The following is an 18,107-nucleotide window of genomic DNA, read 5'->3' on the forward strand; positions in this document are numbered from 1 at the left end:
CATGACCGCCGTTAGAATTTGTCATAGCCCCGGCGTCATTCACGGCTTGCAATTTTTCGTCCCATAGGGCGGAAAGGGGCATGCTCTCCACCTCGCCGAGTTCCTTCCGCGCGCATTATCAGGCTCTCGTTGACTCCGGGGCGATCGAAGCCGATCCGGCGCAGGCCCGCGTCGCCGACGCTTTCGGCTCGCTCGAGGACCGCCTTGCAAGCTATAAGCCCTCGCGCAAGCAGGGCCTGTTCGGCCGGCTGTTCGGCGGCGACAAGAACGAGCCGCCGCACGGGCTGTACGTCCATGGCGAGGTTGGTCGCGGCAAGACCATGCTGATGGACCTGTTCTTCCAGCAGTGTCCGATCGAGCACAAGCGCCGCGCCCATTTTCACGAATTCATGGCCGAGGCGCACGAGCGGATCTACGGCTACCGGCAGCAGATCGCGCGCGGCGAGATCGCCGATGCCGACGTGATCGCGCTCACCGCGCAAGCGATCTTCGATGAAGCCTGGCTGCTCTGCTTCGACGAATTCCACGTCACCGACATCGCGGATGCGATGATCCTGGGGCGGCTGTTCGCCAAACTGTTCGAGCTCGGCACCGTCGTGGTCGCGACCTCCAACGTCGCGCCGGAAGATCTCTACAAAGGCGGCCTCAACCGCGCGCTATTCCTGCCCTTCATCGCGCAGATCTCCGAGCATATGGACGTGCTGCGGCTCGATGCGCGCACCGATTTCCGTCTGGAAAAACTTGCCGGCGGGAAGATGTGGCTGGTGCCGGCCGATGAGGAGGCGGAGGCCGCGCTGAATACGGCCTGGGCCAGGATGACCGGCAATGCGCCCTGCAAGCCGCGCGACATTCCGATCAAGGGTCGCATCCTGCAGGTGCCCTGCTCGTCGCATGGCGTGGCGCGTTTTAGCTTTGCCGAGATTTGCGAGAGGCCATTGGCTGCCTCCGACTATCTGAGACTCGCGCACGATTATCACACCATTCTGATCGATCGGATCCCGGTGATGGATCTGGCCGATCGGAACGCTGCCAAGCGCTTCATCTCGCTGATTGATACGCTCTATGACAATGCCGTGAAACTGATGGCCTCTGCCCAAGCCAACCCGGTGTCGCTTTACCTCGCGACCGAAGGTGTCGAGGCCAACGAATTCAAGCGCACATCCTCGCGCCTGATCGAAATGAGCTCGGCCTCCTATCTGGCGCTTCCGCACGGGAAGCGAAAGGATTCCACGGCCAGCGGCGCGAGCACGGGGCTGGTGGAGACGTAGCGCCTCACTCGTCATTCCGGGGGCGCGCGTCAGCGCGAACCCGGAATCTTGAGATGGCCGCGCGAGATTCCGGGTTCATCGCTGCGCGATGCCCCGGAATGACGGGGGGCACGCTGGTATGCCTCTGATGCGAATGCGCGGCCGGCCCGACAATTGGGCATGGCCGCGACTTGAATGGATCATTCGAAAGGGATAACCAGCGATCCGATCTGCTATCCATCCTCCTCTTTGTGCTCAAAGGACAGATTTCCCATGGCGCGCGACAAGATTGCTTTGATTGGCTCCGGCCAGATCGGCGGAACGCTGGCTCACATGATCGGCCTGAAAGAGCTTGGCGACGTCGTGCTGTTCGACATCGCCGAGGGCGTGCCGCAGGGCAAGGCGCTTGATATCGCGCAGTCCTCGCCGGTCGACGGCTTCGATTCCAAGTTGGTCGGCGCCAATTCCTACGAGGCGCTCGATGGCGCCAAAGTCTGCATCGTCACCGCCGGCGTGCCGCGCAAGCCTGGCATGAGCCGCGATGACCTCTTGAGCATCAATTTGAAGGTGATGGAGCAGGTCGGCGCCGGCATCAAGAAGTATGCCCCCGATGCCTTCGTCATCTGCATCACCAACCCGCTCGACGCCATGGTCTGGGCGCTGCAGAAGGCCTCCGGCATGCCGAGCAAGAAAGTTGTCGGCATGGCCGGCGTGCTCGATTCGGCGCGCTTCCGCTATTTCCTCGCCGACGAGTTCAACGTCAGTGTTGAGGACGTCACCGCCTTCGTGCTTGGCGGTCACGGCGACACCATGGTGCCGCTGACGCGCTACTCCACGGTCGCGGGCATCCCGCTGCCCGATCTGGTCAAGATGGGCTGGACCTCGCAGGCGCGCATCGACGAGATCGTCGACCGCACCCGCAATGGCGGCGCCGAGATCGTCAACCTCCTGAAGACCGGCTCGGCCTTCTATGCGCCGGCGGCATCCGCGATCGCGATGGCCGAGAGCTATCTGAAGGACAAGAAGCGCGTGCTGCCTTGCGCCGCCTACCTCAACGGGGAATACGGCGTGAAGGATATGTATGTCGGCGTGCCCGTGGTGATCGGCTCCAAGGGCGTCGAGCGCGTGGTCGAGATCGAGTTGGCCGGCAAGGACCGGGAGGCGTTCGACAAGTCGGTTGGCGCGGTGCAGGGTCTGGTCGACGCCTGCAAGAAGATCGCGCCCGATCTGCTCGGTCATTGATTTCGTTCAGTTTTCGGCCCCGATCGGGGCCGAAAGCGTTTCTGGGTTGCAGTTCTTTTGGTATGTGGTATGCCAACTACCAAGGTGAACTGTAGAACTTCGCCGTAGAGGGTTTTGGGGAGCGTCCCGATGAATATCCACGAATATCAGGCCAAGGCATTGCTGCACGACTTCGGCGTGCCGATCTCGCGCGGCGTACCCGTGCTGAAGCCTGAGGATGCCGAGGTGGCGGCCAAGACGCTTCCCGGCCCGATCTGGGTGGTGAAGAGCCAGATCCACGCCGGCGGCCGCGGCAAAGGCAAGTTCAAGGAGGCCTCCGCCGGCGACAAGGGTGGCGTCCGCATCGCCAAGTCGGTGGCCGAGGTTGCTGCGTTCGCCAAGCAGATGCTCGGCGCGACGCTCGTGACGGTGCAGACCGGGGCGCATGGCAAGCAGGTCAACCGCCTCTACATCGAGGAAGGCTCCGAGATCGACAAGGAGTTCTATCTCTCGATCCTGGTCAACCGCGAGACCTCCGAGGTCTCGTTCGTGGTTTCGACCGAAGGCGGCGTCAACATCGAGGACGTCGCGCACTCGACCCCGGACAAGATCATTACCTTCTCGGTCGATCCGGCCACCGGCATCATGCCGCATCACGGCCGCACCGTCGCGAAGGCGCTGAACCTTTCCGGCGATCTCGCCAAGCAGGCGGAAAAGCTCGTGAGCCAGCTTTATGCCGCGTTCACCGCCAAGGACATGGCGATGCTGGAGATCAATCCGCTCGTCGTCACCAAGCAGGGGCAGCTCCGCGTGCTCGACGCCAAGGTGTCCTTCGACGATAACGCCATGTTCCGCCATCCCGACGTCGCGGCGCTGCGCGACGAGACCGAGGAGGATGCCAAGGAGATCGAGGCGTCGAAATATGACCTCAACTATGTTGCGCTCGACGGCACCATCGGCTGCATGGTCAACGGCGCCGGGCTTGCCATGGCGACCATGGACATCATCAAGCTCTATGGCATGGAGCCCGCGAACTTCCTCGACGTCGGCGGCGGTGCTAGTGTCGACAAGGTGGCCGCGGCGTTCAAGATCATCACCGCGGACCCCAATGTGAAGGGCATCCTGGTCAACATCTTCGGCGGCATCATGAAGTGCGATGTGATCGCCGAGGGTGTCGTCGCTGCGGTTAAGCAGGTCGGCCTGAAGGTGCCGCTGGTGGTGCGGCTCGAAGGCACCAACGTCGAGCAGGGCAAGAAGATCATCAACAATAGCGGTCTCAATGTCCTGCCCGCTGACAATCTCGATGACGCCGCGCAGAAAATCGTGAATGCCGTTAAGGGAGGCTAGCAATGGCTCAGGACCATCTCGCCGCACCGTCACCGCTTCCGGAGCACAAGAAGCTCGGAGTCTTCGCGGGTGAATGGGCCGGCGAGGAGGTGGTCTACCCGTCGCGCTGGAACCCGGGCGGTCCCGCCACCTCGCATGTGGTGGCGCGCATCGATCTCAACGGCTTCTACCTGATCCAGGACTCGCGCCAGACGCGAGACGGCCAGGAGATATTCGCTACCCATGCCCTGTTCACCTATGACCGCGACGACCGGCTCTACAAATTGTTCTGGCACGATTCGCTCGGCTACTATCCGCCGTCGCCGGCGTCCGGAAGCTGGGTCGGCAAGACGCTGACGCTCGTTCGGGGCTCGCTGCGCGGCAACGCGCGTCACCTCTACGAGGTCGTCGACGACAACAGCTACACCATGAAGATCCAGTTCTCGCCCGACGCGGAAGGATGGGCAGACGTGCTCACCGGCGTGTATCGGCGTGTCCACTAAGCCTGATCCGGCTCAAACAACTAAACCTGTCACCGGCGTTTCGCGAAAGCATCTGAAGACATGTCCATCCTGATCGACAACAACACCAAGGTCATCTGCCAGGGTTTCACCGGCAAGAACGGCACTTTCCATTCGGAAGCGGCGATCGCCTACGGAACCAAGATGGTCGGCGGCACGTCGCCCGGCAAAGGCGGCTCGACCCATCTCGGCCTGCCGGTGTTCGACACCGTGCGCGAGGCGCGCGAGAAGACCGGCGCCGATGCGTCGGTGATCTATGTGCCGCCGCCGGGCGCGGCGGACGCGATCTGCGAGGCGATCGATGCGGAGATCCCGCTGATCGTCTGCATCACCGAGGGCATCCCGGTGCTCGACATGGTGCGCGTCAAGCGCTCGCTGTCAGGCTCGAAGTCGCGGCTGATCGGGCCGAACTGCCCGGGCGTCATGACCGCCGGCGAGTGCAAGATCGGGATCATGCCGGCCAACATCTTCCGGCCCGGCAGCGTCGGGATCGTTTCGCGCTCGGGCACGTTGACGTACGAGGCCGTGTTCCAGACCTCGCAGGAGGGGCTCGGCCAGACCACGGCTGTCGGCATCGGCGGCGACCCGGTCAAGGGCACCGAGTTCATCGATGTACTGGAAATGTTCCTGAAGGACGACGCTACCAAGTCGATCATCATGATCGGCGAGATTGGCGGCTCGGCCGAGGAGGACGCCGCCCAGTTCATCAAGGACGAGGCCAAGCGGGGCCGCAAGAAGCCGATGGTCGGCTTCATCGCCGGCGTTACCGCCCCTCCCGGCCGCCGCATGGGTCATGCCGGTGCGATCATCTCCGGCGGCAAGGGCGACGCCGGTTCCAAGACCGCAGCCATGGAAGCGGCCGGAATCACTGTTTCTCCGTCGCCCGCACGCCTTGGGCATACACTTGCCGAGAAATTGAAGTCTTGATTCAGTCCTTGGTTCTTTTCGGCGCGAAGTTTAGGATTAAATAGGGTAAACCATCCTAATCTCAGCCAGCCGTCCTTCCGGGCCGGCTGCTTGCGCCGTCACTTGCGCGCGAACCGAAAATCACCAGGACGCTATCATGTCTCGCCAGGACGCGAACGCCGCTTTTGCCCTTTCCTCCTTTTTGCAGGGCACCAACGCCACCTACATCGACGATCTCTACGCCCGCTACGAGCAGGACCCGGCGTCGGTCGACACTGACTGGCAGGATTTCTTCAAGAGCCTGAAGGACACCCCGGCGGACGTCCAGAAGAACGCCGAAGGGCCGTCCTGGAGCCGTCCCAACTGGCCGGTAACGCCGCGTGACGACCTGACCTCGGCGCTGGACGGCAATTGGGCGCAGGTCGAGAAGGCCGTCGGCAACAAGATCGCCGCCAAGGCGCAGGCCAAGGGCGCCGAACTCTCGCCAGCCGACGTCAACCAGGCGACGCGCGATTCGGTCCGTGCGCTGATGCTGATCCGCGCCTACCGCATGCGCGGCCACTTCCACGCCAAGCTCGACCCGCTCGGCATCGAGGCGCCGCGCGACCGCGAAGAGCTCGATCCGCGCACCTACGGGTTCACGGAAGCCGATTTCGACCGCAAGATCTTCCTCGACCACGTGCTCGGGCTCGAATACGGCACCTTGCGCGAAATCGTCGCGATCTGCGAGCGCACCTACTGCCAGACGCTCGGCGTCGAGTTCATGCATATCTCCAATGCCGCGCAGAAGGCGTGGATTCAGGAGCGCATCGAGGGGCCGGACAAGGAGATCAGCTTCACCCCTGAGGGGCGCCGCGCGATCCTGAACAAGCTGATCGAGACCGAGGGCTTCGAGAAATTCTGTGACGTCAAGTTCACCGGCACCAAGCGTTTCGGCCTCGATGGCGGCGAATCGCTGATTCCGGCGCTGGAGCAGATCATCAAGCGCGGCGGCAATCTCGGTGTGAAGGAGATCGTGGTCGGCATGCCGCATCGCGGCCGCCTCAACGTGCTGACCCAGGTGATGGGCAAGCCGCATCGCGCGCTGTTCCACGAATTCAAGGGCGGTTCGGCCAATCCCGACGCCGTCGAAGGCTCCGGCGACGTGAAGTACCACCTCGGTGCTTCCTCGGATCGCGAGTTCGATGGCAACAGCATCCATCTGTCATTGACCGCGAACCCCTCGCATCTCGAGATCGTCGACCCCGTGGTGCTCGGCAAAGTGCGCGCCAAGCAGGACCAGCATGGCGATCCGCCGGACATGCGTATTTCCGTGCTGCCGCTCTTGATGCATGGCGACGCGGCGTTCGCCGGCCAGGGCGTGGTGGCGGAATGCTTCAGCCTGTCCGACCTCAAGGGGTATCGCACCGGCGGCTCGCTGCACTTCATCGTCAACAACCAGATCGGCTTCACCACCTATCCGCGCTACTCGCGCTCCTCGCCCTATCCGTCCGACGTGGCGAAGATGATCGACGCGCCGATCTTCCATGTGAACGGCGACGATCCGGAAGCGGTGGTGTTCGCGGCCAAGGTCGCGATCGAGTTCCGCCAGAAGTTCCACAAGCCCGTGGTCATCGACATGTTCTGCTACCGCAGGCATGGCCACAACGAGGGCGACGAGCCGGCTTTCACCCAGCCGGTGATGTACAAGAAGATCGCCTCGCATCCGTCCACGCTGGATATCTATGCCAAGCGGCTGATCGCCGAGGGTGTCGTCACCGAGGGCGAGGTCGAGAAGGCCAAGTCCGACTGGCGCGCCCGGCTCGATGCTGAATTCGAGGCCGGCGCCAGCTACAAGCCGAACAAGGCCGACTGGCTCGACGGCAAATGGGCCGGCTTCAAGATCGCGGACCAGGAAGAGGACGCGCGCCGGGGTGTCACCGGCGTCGATGCCGCCGTGCTCAAGGACATCGGCCGCAAGATCACCAAGGTGCCGGATGGCTTCCGCGTCCACCGCACCATCCAGCGCTTCCTCGATAACCGTGCGAAGGCAATCGACAGCGGTGTCGGCATCGACTGGGCGACCGCTGAGGCGCTGGCATTCTGCTCGCTGCTGGAGGAAGGCCATCACGTCCGCCTGTCCGGCCAGGATTCCGAGCGCGGCACCTTCTCGCAGCGCCACTCGGTCTTGATCGACCAGGAGGACGAGAGCCGCTACACGCCGTTCAACCATCTCGGCGGTGACCAGGGACACTACGAGGTCATCAACTCGCTGTTGTCGGAAGAAGCGGTGCTCGGCTTCGAATACGGCTATTCGCTCGCCGAGCCGAATGCGCTGGCGATCTGGGAGGCGCAGTTCGGCGACTTCGCCAACGGCGCCCAGGTGGTGTTCGACCAGTTCATCTCGTCGGGTGAGCGCAAATGGCTGCGCATGTCCGGCCTCGTCTGCATGCTGCCGCATGGCTACGAAGGGCAGGGTCCGGAACATTCTTCGGCCCGTCTCGAGCGCTACCTGCAGATGTGCGCCGAGGACAACATGCAGGTGGTCTATCCGACCACGCCGGCCAACCATTTCCACGTGCTGCGGCGGCAGTTGCATCGCGAGATCCGCAAGCCGCTCATCATGATGACGCCGAAGTCGCTGCTGCGGCACAAGCGCGCCGTCTCGCGGCTCGAGGAGCTGGCCAAGGGTACGACCTTCCACCGCATCCTCTACGATGACGCCCAGATGCTGCCGGATGAAAAGATCAAGCTGCAGCCGGACGCCAAGATCCGCCGCGTCATCCTGTGCTCGGGCAAGGTCTATTACGACCTCTACGAAGAGCGCGAGAAGCGCGGCATCGACGACATCTATCTGCTGCGCATCGAGCAGCTCTATCCGGTGCCGTTGAAGGCGCTGGTGCAGGAGCTTGGCCGCTTCAAGGGCGCCGAGATCGTGTGGTGCCAGGAAGAGCCGCGCAACATGGGTGCCTGGCACTTCATCGAGCCCTATCTCGAGTGGGTGCTGAACCAGATCCATGCGCCGAACAGGCGTCCGCGCTACGCCGGCCGCGCGGCCGCTGCGGCGACCGCCACGGGCTTGATGTCGAAGCATCTCGCGCAGCTCAAGGCGTTCCTGGACGAGGCGTTGAACTGACATTCGATCCGTCATGCCCCGCGAAAGCGAGGCATTCAGTAACCCGCGCTGCCGCTGCTTGATTGCAGCCGCCGCGGGCTATTGGATCCTCCGCTTTCGCGGAGGATGACAGCTAGAGTTTATGACCGCACAGGTTGTTTTAAGGAAACGAGACCATGACTGAAATTCGCGTCCCGACGCTAGGCGAATCCGTGACCGAGGCCACCATCGGCCGCTGGTTCAAGAAGGCCGGCGATGCCGTTGCCGTCGATGAACCCTTGGTTGAGCTCGAGACCGACAAGGTTACGATCGAGGTGCCGGCGCCTTCCGCCGGCACACTGGGCGAAATCATCGCCAAGGACGGCGAAACCGTCGCGGTCGGCGCGCTGCTCGGCCAGATCACTGATGGCGCCGCTGGCGCTGCCGCCAAGCCGGCCGCTGCGCCGGCGCCGGCCAAGCCCGCGGCTGCACCTCCGCCGCCTCCCCCGGCTGCTGCCGCGCCAGCGCCGTCAGCACCGAAGGCACTGCCTGCGGATACGCCGCTGGCGCCGTCGGTGCGCAAGCTCTCGGTTGAAAGCGGGATCGATGCCTCCACCGTGCCGGGCTCCGGCAAGGATGGCCGTGTGACCAAGGGCGACATGCTGGCGGCGATCGAGCGGGCGGCTTCCGCGCCGACGCCGGTCTTTCAGCCGGCGGCTTCGGTGCAGGTGCGGGCGCCGTCGCCGGCGGACGATGCCGCGCGCGAAGAGCGCGTGAAGATGACGCGGCTGCGCCAGACCATCGCGCGGCGGCTGAAGGATGTGCAGAACACGGCGGCGATGCTGACGACCTTCAACGAGGTCGACATGAGCCACGTCATGGCGCTGCGCTCCCAGTACAAGGACGCGTTCGAGAAGAAGCATGGCGTCAAGCTTGGTTTCATGGGCTTCTTCACCAAGGCCTGCGTGCAGGCCTTGAAGGAGATCCCGGCAGCGAACGCCGAGATCGACGGCACCGACCTGATCTACAAGAACTACTACCACGTCGGCATAGCCGTCGGCACCGACAAGGGCCTGGTCGTGCCCGTGGTGCGGGACTGCGACACCAAGTCGATCGCGGAGATCGAGAAGGGAATCGCCGATTACGGCCGCAGGGCCCGCGATGGCCAGCTCAAGATCGAGGAGATGCAGGGCGGCACCTTCACCATCACCAATGGCGGCATCTATGGTTCGCTGATGTCGACGCCGATCCTGAACGCGCCGCAGTCCGGTATCCTCGGCATGCACAAGATCCAGGAGCGCCCCGTCGTGATCGGCGGCAAGATCGAGATCCGCCCGATGATGTATCTGGCGCTGTCCTACGATCACCGCGTGATCGACGGCAAGGAAGCCGTGACCTTCCTGGTGCGCGTCAAGGAAAGCCTGGAAGACCCGGCGCGGCTGGTGCTGGATCTCTGAGCTTGCTTTCGTGCGGCGCCCGACTTTCTCGGGCGTCGTGACCGGTGTCGCATGAACGTTCAGGGGCGAATGTGACGGACAAGGTCGTTGTCATCACCGGCGGCAGCCGCGGCATCGGTCGCGCTACCGCCATCGCCGCGGCGGCGCGAGGCTTTCGCGTCGTTGTCGGCTACGCCAGCAACCAGGCGGCGGCCAACGAAGTCGTCTCCGCAATCGAGGCCAGCAACGGCAAGGCGATCGCGGTGAAATGCGATGTCGGCAGCGAGGCCGACATTCTTGCGCTGTTCAAGGCGGCCGACGAATTCGGCGCGCTCGGCGCGCTCGTCAACAATGCCGGCATCGTCGGTCCGTCGATCCGGGTCGAGGACATGTCGGCCGAGCGCATCGAGCGCATGATGGCGGTCAACGTCACCGGCAGCATTCTGTGCGCGCGCGAGGCGGTGAAGCGAATGTCGACACGCAATGGCGGACAGGGCGGCGTCATTGTCAACCTGTCGTCGGTCGCGGCCAAGCTCGGCTCGCCCAACACTTACGTTGACTACGCCGCCTCGAAAGGCGCGATCGACTCCTTCACCATCGGCCTTGGTCATGAAGTCGCGGCCGAAGGCATCCGCGTCGCCGGGATCCGCCCGGGCCTGATCGATACCGAAATCCACGCCTCCGGCGGTGAGCCCGATCGTGCCCATCGTCTCGCTCACATGGTGCCGATGAAGCGCGTCGGCACCGCGGAGGAAATCGCCAACGCCATCGTCTGGCTAATGTCGGACGAGGCTTCATATGTGACAAGCGCCATCCTTGATGTCTCAGGCGGCCGCTAATACCTGTCACGGACTTCAGCAGCAGGATCTTCGAAATGGCTTCTTATGATCTCGTCGTCATCGGCACCGGGCCCGGTGGATATGTCTGCGCGGTGCGCGCGGCGCAACTTGGCATGAAGGTCGCGGTGGTCGAGAAGAACCCGACGCTTGGCGGCACCTGCCTCAACGTTGGCTGCATGCCGTCCAAGGCACTGTTGCACGCCTCCGAGATGTTCGAGGAAGCCGCGCATTCCTTCGCCAAGATGGGCGTCAGCGTATCGGCGCCGAAACTCGATCTGCCATCGATGATGAACTTCAAGCAGCAGGGCATCGACGGCAACGTCAAGGGCGTCGACTTCCTGATGAAGAAGAACAAGATCGACGTGCTGAAGGGCGCTGGCAAGATTCTTGGCGCGGGCAAGGTCGAGGTCTCCGCCAATGGCAGCACGCAGACGGTCGAGACCAAGAACATCGTCATTGCCACCGGCTCCGATATCGCGCGGCTGAAGGGCATCGAGATCGACGAAAAGCGCGTCGTGTCGTCAACCGGCGCGCTGTCGCTGGAGAAGGTGCCGGAAAGGCTCTTGATCATCGGTGCGGGCGTGATCGGACTCGAACTCGGCTCGGTGTGGAAGCGCCTCGGCGCGGAGGTCATGGTGGTCGAATTCCTCGACCGCATCCTGCCCGGCATGGATGGCGAGATCGCCAAGCAGTTCCAGCGCATCCTTGAAAAGCAGGGCTTTGCGTTCAAGCTCGGCACCAAGGTGACCGCCGTGGATACCTCGGGCAAGACTCTATTGGCCAAGGTCGAGCCCGCCGCGGGCGGGGCTTCGGAAACGATCGAAGCCGACGTGGTACTGGTTGCGATCGGCCGCGTGCCCTTTACCGATGGCCTCGGCCTGAAGGAAGCCGGCGTCGCGCTCGACAATCGCGGCCGGGTGCAGATCGACCCGCATTTCGCGACCACCGTGAAAGGCATCTATGCGATCGGCGACGTCGTTGCCGGGCCGATGCTGGCGCACAAGGCCGAAGATGAAGGCGTGGCGGTTGCCGAGATCATCGCAGGCCAGGCCGGCCATGTGAACTACGATGTTATCCCAGGAGTCGTGTATACCACGCCGGAAGTTTCTTCCGTCGGCAAGACCGAGGAAGAGCTCAAGCAGGCCGGCATTGCCTATACCGTCGGGAAATTTCCGTTCACCGCCAACGGCCGCTCCAAGGTCAACCAGACCACGGAAGGATTCGTCAAGATTCTCGCAGATGCGAAGACCGATCGGGTGCTTGGCGTGCACATCATCGGCCGCGAAGCCGGCGAAATGATCCATGAAGCCGCGGTTCTCATGGAATTCGGCGGCTCCGCCGAGGATCTGGCGCGCACCTGCCACGCCCATCCGACCCGCTCCGAGGCGATCAAGGAAGCTGCGCTTGCGGTCGGCAAGCGGGCCATCCATATGTGATCGACGCCCGGCCTGAGCAGGGTCCGTAAAGGATTATGCTCGAAGGTAAAATCTGGCCGGGGTCGAGACAACAGATGCTGCGCCGCCTGCTTCAGCCTTTCTGGGTCCTGCTTGCGATCATCTTCCTGATCGAGGCGTGGCTTTGGGATCACCTCGAGCCGATCGTGGCGCGCGTGGTGGCGCTGATCCCGCTGCGCGCGTTCAAGCAGTGGCTTGCCGATCGGGTCGATTCGTTGTCGCCGGCAATGACGCTGATCGTGTTCATCGTGCCGGTGATCCCGTTGTTTCCGCTCAAGCTGGTCGGCCTTTGGCTGCTCGCCCACGAACATTGGCTGAGCGCGATCGGCACCCTCCTGTTCGCGAAGTTTCTCGGCGTCGGCGTCACCGCTTTTATCTTCGACGTGACCCGCCCGAAGCTTCTGGAGATGCGCTGGTTCGAGGCGCTCTATGATTTCGTGCTGAGGATGCGCGCGAAAGCCGTCGCGCTGATCGATCCGATCAAGCTGCGCATCGTGGAGACCCTGCGCGGCGACGGTAACGGCTGGTCGGCGCGAACGATCCGGCTGATCGCCCGCTTCCGCAGGAGCGTACAGCAAGCGCGGTGACGACTCGTCGCAAACCCTAGCCGCGGGCTCGGTTCACCTCTCCCTTCGGGAGAGGTGAAGTCGGCGCGGCAGTTAGTGACTCAATGCAGATGCAGCAGATGCGGCGAGTACAGGCCCAGCGCGGCGATGACGATGCCGGCGAGCGTCAGCAGGCCTGAAATCCAGGCCAGCGCGATGATGCCTGTGATGATGGTCGCCGATGCCAGCACGATCGCGATCTGGAAGGCGGCGGAGGCGATCTCGAAGTGGTGGTATTTTGCCGTCGCTTCGTCGCGCTGGTGCTCGGCATGTTTGGCGCGTTCGGCGAGCTGCTCGGTGCCTTCGCCGGTCTCGGGTTCGGAGCGATAGCGCGCTGCCGTTTTCTGCCAGTCATCGAGCTGCTTTTGAATCGTCGCCCTGATGGCATCGTCTGTGGTGGTGGCAAGGGTCAGCTTGCCCTGCTCGGCGGCCGTCTGCACCGCGGTGCGGCGGATGCTCTTGGCCTGGAAAAACGCCCACAGGTTCGACGCCTCGACGTTCTTGCTGATCGATTCGGTCTGCGCCCCCTTGCCCAGCGTCTCCGAGAGCGCCAGGAACAGCGCGATCACGGCAATCAACAGCGCGATCTTCTTGTTCTCGCCGGATGCATGCTCGGCGTGCTCCGCATGCTCCATACTCTCATGTGCGCTCATGATTCCCCTCTCCGATATGACCCGCCGTCACGATTGCCGAAACGACATCGCTTACGCAAGTGCCAAGCGGATGTGACGTGAGCGTGTCAGGATGAACCCGGCATCGCCCCTCACACGAGGAAAAACGCGTCAATACGTGAGCGAAGTCAGCCCCGCGGATGCGCGGAGCGATAGACCTCGAGCAGTCGTTCCGAATCGATGCCGGTATAGATTTGCGTGGTCGAGAGCGAAGCGTGGCCGAGCAATTCCTGGATCGCGCGCAAATCGCCGCCGCGGCTGAGCAGGTGGGTCGCGAACGAATGCCGCAGCGCGTGCGGGGTGGCGCTGTCGGGCAGGCCGAGCGCGCCGCGCAGCCGCTCCATGGCGAGCTGGATGATGCGCGGGCTCAACGGGCCGCCGCGGGCGCCGACGAACATCGGGCCGGTGGGCGGCAGCGGATGCGGGCAGGTCGCCGCGTAGTCGGCAATGAGCTGCAACACGTTTTGCAGCACCGGCACCATGCGGGTCTTGTTGCCTTTGCCGGTCACGACCAGTACGTCGCCTTCGCCGGGTTTCGGCACGTCGCGACGTTTCAAGCCGAGCGCCTCGGAGATGCGCAGGCCCGAGCCATAGAGCAGTGCCATCACCGCCGCATCACGTACCAGGATCCAGGTCTCGCGTTCCTCGCCGGCGCGCTCGTCGGCATCGGCGAAGCGTTTTGCCGCCGCCACGTGGATCGGCTTCGGCAGGCTCTTTGCAACCTTGGGCGCGCGGATCGCGGAGAGGGCGCCGACCTTGCCCTTGCCTTCGCGCTCGAGGAATCGGCCGAACGAGCGCAGGCCAGCCAGGGCCCGCATCAGCGAGCGTCCGGCGACATCGTCGGCGCGGCGCATCGCCATGAACGCCCTGATATCGGTGGCCTCGAGGGCCGCAAAACCTTGCAGCGTTACCCGCGTGCCCCAGTGCTGGGCAAGAAAGGCGAGGCATTGGCGGACGTCGCGGGCATAGGCCTCCAGCGTTTTCGGCGACAATCGCCGTTCGGCACGCAGATGCGATAGCCAGTGCGCCATCTCCTGCGTGACGGTTTCGTCGGCGCAGTCGAGTTCGATCACGGGAACGGCGGGAAGCGCTTTGGCCATGGACCTGTCTTATGGACCTGTCTTGACGGACCTGTCTTGGAGGCGATCTTGGAGGCGATGGTTTAAGCCATTATATCGCATCGCTTTCGTTTACCGTTCGCTAACTTGCGCCAGCGGCTCTACCCTCACCTGCAATCGGAACTTACGATCTCCTGAATGGACACCGCGCGCAGCCACGCTTCCTCGCTCACGCCGACCTCCATGGTCGATGTACTGGTCCCGGTCGCGCTCGACCAGACCTATTCCTATCGCGTGCCGCGCGGCATGGATCTGAAGGCCGGCGATGTCGTCGCGGTACCGCTCGGTGCGCGCGAGGTGATGGCGGTGGTCTGGGCGGAAAACGCCAAGCCCGATCCGCGGCTGCACAACCGGCTGAAGGATGTCAGCGAGAAGCTCGACGTGCCGCCGCTGAAACCGGAGCTGCGCGCGCTCGTCGATTGGGTGGCCAATTACACGCTGTCCGCCCGCGGCATGGTGCTGCGGATGACGCTGCGCATGGGCGAAAATCTCGGCCCCGAGCGGATGCGCCTGGGCGTACGGCTGGTTGGCGAGCCGCCGCGGCGAATGACGCCGGCGCGGCATCGGGTGATCGAATTGCTCTCCGACCGCCTCTTGCATGGCAAGTCGGAAGCGGCGAGGGAAGCCGGCGTGAGCAGTGGCGTGATCGACGGCCTCGTCGATGAGGGCACGCTGACGGTCGAGCCGATGCCGCCGCCACCAGCGCCGCCCATGCCCGATCCGGATTGCGCGCAGCCGGACTTCTCGGGCCAGCAACGCGCCGCCGCCGATGCGATGCGGACGCTGGCGGCGAGCGGCAGTTTTCATGTGGCCCTGCTCGATGGCGTCACAGGATCGGGCAAGACCGAGGTCTATTTCGAGGCGATCGCCGAAAATATCCGCCGTAACAGGCAGTCGTTGATCCTGATGCCGGAGATCGCGCTGACTGGCCAGTTCCTCGATCGCTTCGCGCAGCGCTTTGGCGTGCGTCCGCTGGAATGGCATTCCGAGCTCTCGCCGCGCACCCGCGCCCGCAATTGGGCGGCGATCTCGGGCGGCGAGGCGCCGGTGGTGGTCGGCGCGCGCTCGGCGCTGTTCCTGCCCTATGCCGATCTCGGGCTCATCATCGTCGATGAAGAGCACGACCAGGCCTATAAGCAGGACGATGGCGCGCATTACCATGCCCGCGACATGGCCGTGGTGCGCGCGCATATCGCCAAGATCCCGATCGTGCTCGCCTCCGCCACGCCATCAATCGAAAGCGAGGTCAATGCGCGCAAGGGGCGTTATCAGCGCATTGCGCTGCCTTCGCGCTTCGGCGGCCAGCACATGCCGCAGATCGAGGCCATCGATTTGCGGCGCGAGCCGCCCTCGCGTGGCCGCTTCATCTCGCCGCGGCTCGCCGAGCAGATCCGCTACGCGGTGGAACGGCGCGAGCAGGCGCTTTTATTCCTCAATCGCCGCGGCTATGCGCCGCTGACGCTGTGCCGCGCCTGCGGACACCGCTTTGCCTGCACCATCTGCGATGCCTGGCTGGTCGATCACCGCTTCCGCCAGCGCCTGGTCTGCCACCATTGCGGTTTCTCGATGCCGCGCCCGAACATCTGCCCACATTGCGCGGCGGAGGAATCGCTGGTGGCGGTCGGCCCGGGCGTGGAGCGGCTGCAGGAAGAGGCTGCGGCGCTGTTTCCCGGCGCGCGCACCATGGTGCTCTCCAGCGACCTCATCACCTCGATCGAGACCATGCGCAGCGAACTGAACGAGATCGCCGAAGGCCGGGTCGACATCATCATCGGCACGCAGCTTGTGGCGAAAGGCCACAACTTCCCGCGCCTCAATCTGGTCGGCGTGGTCGATGCCGATCTCGGCCTCGGCAATGGCGATCCGCGTGCGGCCGAGCGCACGTTCCAGCTCCTCAACCAGGTGATCGGGCGCGCCGGCCGCGAGCAGGGCCGCGGCGTCGGGTATCTGCAGACCCATCAGCCCGAGCATCCCGTGATGAAGGCGCTGGTCGCGAGCGACCGCGAGGCGTTCTACGCCAGCGAGATCGAATCGCGCGAGCGCACCGGCTATCCGCCATTCGGGCGATTGGCGAGCCTGATCATCTCGGCGGGCGACCGGCCCACGGCGGAAGGCTTTGGGCGCAAGCTGGCCTCGGTCGCGCCGCTCGACGAGCGCATCCAGGTGCTCGGCCCGGCGGAGGCGCCGCTTGCGGTCATCAAGGGCCGCTACCGCTTCCGCCTGCTGGTGAAGTCGCTGCGTTCGGTCGATCTGTCGCAGTACTTGCGCGAATGGCTGGCGGCCGGGCCGAAGACCACGGGCAACCTCAAGCTCGAGGTCGACGTCGATCCGCAGAGCTTTTTGTAGCCCTCTCGCCGTCATTCCGGGGCGCGACGAAGTCGCGAGCCCGGAATCCATCGGACCGCGCGCGCAGGTGGCGCGATGGATTCCGGGCTCACGCTACGCGTGCCCCGGAATGACGGCGGCGAACTCATGAAAAAGCCTGCCGTCATTTCTGACGGCAGGCTCTCATCGGTGCGCGGAAAGTTCCGCGGCCGTACTCTACGCAACGCTTACCGAAACTGGTCGGAAACGGCGCCTGAAGGGCGCCTTTAGGAGACGACCTCGGCGGTGACACGGCCGACGCCGGCACCAGTCAGGCCGATGGCACGGGCGGCGCCCGTGGAGAGATCAAGCACGCGGCCACGGATGAACGGGCCGCGGTCGTTGATGGTGACGACCACGCTGCGGCCGCCATGGGTCACGCGCAGCTTGGTGCCGAACGGCAGGCTGCGGTGGGCCGCGGTCATGGCGTTCTGGTTGAAGCGCTGACCGGACGCGGTGCGGCTGCCGGACTCGTTGCCGTAAAAGGACGCCATGCCCGAGAAGCTCCGCCCGCCGGTGCTGGGCGCAAACGCCGCATTGGCATCGCGCGACGCCGCGTCGGTTGCGGCACGGGCCTGGTGATGGTGATGGCGATGATGGTGGTGCCGGGATTTAGCCGACGCTTCGGTGATGCTTCCACCAACCAGGAAAGTTGCGGCGACGACAGCCAGCGCCGCGCGCGACGGCCGGGTTGCGTTGCCCCGAGCCGGCTTCTTGTATTTCAACATTCAAGACCCTCAAACAGTATTGCCACATACGTGGCAAATGGAACCCCCGTCCCTTCGTCGACCAAGGCCGTGTGATTTCGCAATGAGGCATGAATTGGGCAGTAAATTCGGAATGTATCAGACTGAAATATCTTGTTACTGCCGGAGTGCTGCCGGACAGCTTCAGCTATTCTTTAGATTTAACCAAACTTTAACCGTCGTAATACTTACGAATACTGTTTAATTTACGTCTAGGAAAGGTTTCCGCAAGTAATCACGAAATGGAGAGCGAGCGGCGGTTTTGTTCCGTCGCGGGAACTGCGGCCTGGTCTGCGATTGCCAATGGAACGATCGGCGGTCTTCCTGCTTGGCGGTGAAAATTCCTGCGCGCAGAATTTTGCTCGGCAAGGTCCTCGCGGCGCTTCGTTGCGGCCGTGCGGCAAGGCATCACCTAGATGTGACGTCGTGTTGCACCTGCGCGCCTGCCATGCTAGCAAAGCCGCGATTTTAACGATCCCGGCACTCCGCGTGTCGGTCGAAAATCGAAGTCCCGCTTGAATTCCAAGGGCTTGGATCGCTAGGCGCCGCTGCAGCGGCGACGGTTTTTCCCTTGCGAATT

At 63.9% G+C, this 18,107-nt stretch carries 14 protein-coding genes; 11 read left to right on the forward strand and 3 right to left on the reverse strand.

The features are described 5' to 3' along the window. The first annotated feature begins 80 nt into the window (after positions 1-80). The 10 genes from zapE to AC5ZGW_RS19180 all read left to right on the forward strand — a co-directional run bounded on the left by zapE (position 81) and on the right by AC5ZGW_RS19180 (position 12,610). Complete coding sequence (gene zapE, locus AC5ZGW_RS19135) at positions 81-1,268, forward strand: cell division protein ZapE (protein WP_130228371.1); 1,188 nt, start codon at positions 81-83, stop codon at positions 1,266-1,268. Between the two features lie 252 nt (positions 1,269-1,520). Then, the gene (mdh, locus tag AC5ZGW_RS19140) at positions 1,521-2,489 is read left to right on the forward strand and encodes a malate dehydrogenase (RefSeq protein ID WP_130228372.1); all 969 of its coding nucleotides are present in this window, start codon (positions 1,521-1,523) and stop codon (positions 2,487-2,489) included. Between the two features lie 129 nt (positions 2,490-2,618). Next, on the forward strand, positions 2,619-3,815 hold the full coding sequence (gene sucC / locus AC5ZGW_RS19145) for an ADP-forming succinate--CoA ligase subunit beta (protein WP_130228373.1): 1,197 nt from the start codon (positions 2,619-2,621) through the stop codon (positions 3,813-3,815). A gap of 2 nt (positions 3,816-3,817) precedes the next feature. Next, positions 3,818-4,297, forward strand: coding sequence for a DUF1579 family protein (locus AC5ZGW_RS19150; protein ID WP_130228374.1), 480 nt, complete (start codon positions 3,818-3,820; stop codon positions 4,295-4,297). Between the two features lie 60 nt (positions 4,298-4,357). Then, positions 4,358-5,242, forward strand: a complete 885-nt coding sequence (gene sucD, locus AC5ZGW_RS19155) for a succinate--CoA ligase subunit alpha (RefSeq protein ID WP_028166240.1) — start codon at positions 4,358-4,360, stop codon at positions 5,240-5,242. 136 nt (positions 5,243-5,378) lie between these two features. After that, complete coding sequence (locus AC5ZGW_RS19160) at positions 5,379-8,336, forward strand: 2-oxoglutarate dehydrogenase E1 component (protein ID WP_130228375.1); 2,958 nt, start codon at positions 5,379-5,381, stop codon at positions 8,334-8,336. 155 nt (positions 8,337-8,491) lie between these two features. Next, positions 8,492-9,751 (forward strand): 2-oxoglutarate dehydrogenase complex dihydrolipoyllysine-residue succinyltransferase, encoded by a 1,260-nt coding sequence (gene odhB / locus AC5ZGW_RS19165; RefSeq protein WP_463328373.1) that lies wholly within the window; start codon positions 8,492-8,494, stop codon positions 9,749-9,751. A gap of 71 nt (positions 9,752-9,822) precedes the next feature. Further along, positions 9,823-10,569: an SDR family oxidoreductase gene (locus tag AC5ZGW_RS19170; RefSeq protein ID WP_130231550.1), complete on the forward strand. Its 747-nt coding sequence runs from the start codon at positions 9,823-9,825 to the stop codon at positions 10,567-10,569. Positions 10,570-10,604: 35 nt separating this feature from the next. Then, positions 10,605-12,005: a dihydrolipoyl dehydrogenase gene (lpdA, locus tag AC5ZGW_RS19175; protein ID WP_463328372.1), complete on the forward strand. Its 1,401-nt coding sequence runs from the start codon at positions 10,605-10,607 to the stop codon at positions 12,003-12,005. Between the two features lie 74 nt (positions 12,006-12,079). After that, positions 12,080-12,610 (forward strand): hypothetical protein, encoded by a 531-nt coding sequence (locus AC5ZGW_RS19180; protein WP_130231552.1) that lies wholly within the window; start codon positions 12,080-12,082, stop codon positions 12,608-12,610. A gap of 80 nt (positions 12,611-12,690) precedes the next feature. Here AC5ZGW_RS19180 and AC5ZGW_RS19185 read toward each other — a convergent pair whose 3' ends face one another. Next, complete coding sequence (locus AC5ZGW_RS19185) at positions 12,691-13,281, reverse strand: DUF4337 domain-containing protein (RefSeq protein ID WP_130231554.1); 591 nt, start codon at positions 13,279-13,281, stop codon at positions 12,691-12,693. Positions 13,282-13,427: 146 nt separating this feature from the next. Further along, positions 13,428-14,399, reverse strand: a complete 972-nt coding sequence (locus tag AC5ZGW_RS19190) for a tyrosine recombinase XerC (RefSeq protein ID WP_208829777.1) — start codon at positions 14,397-14,399, stop codon at positions 13,428-13,430. Positions 14,400-14,555: 156 nt separating this feature from the next. Here AC5ZGW_RS19190 and AC5ZGW_RS19195 point away from each other — a divergent pair, with 156 nt between their 5' ends. Beyond that, positions 14,556-16,763, forward strand: coding sequence for a primosomal protein N' (locus AC5ZGW_RS19195; protein WP_130225343.1), 2,208 nt, complete (start codon positions 14,556-14,558; stop codon positions 16,761-16,763). 245 nt (positions 16,764-17,008) lie between these two features. Here AC5ZGW_RS19195 and AC5ZGW_RS19200 read toward each other — a convergent pair whose 3' ends face one another. Beyond that, the gene (locus tag AC5ZGW_RS19200) at positions 17,009-17,509 is read right to left on the reverse strand and encodes a septal ring lytic transglycosylase RlpA family protein (protein ID WP_130225344.1); all 501 of its coding nucleotides are present in this window, start codon (positions 17,507-17,509) and stop codon (positions 17,009-17,011) included. Positions 17,510-18,107: the final 598 nt, after the last annotated feature.

This window comes from Bradyrhizobium sp. Crot121, from assembly GCF_059512385.1.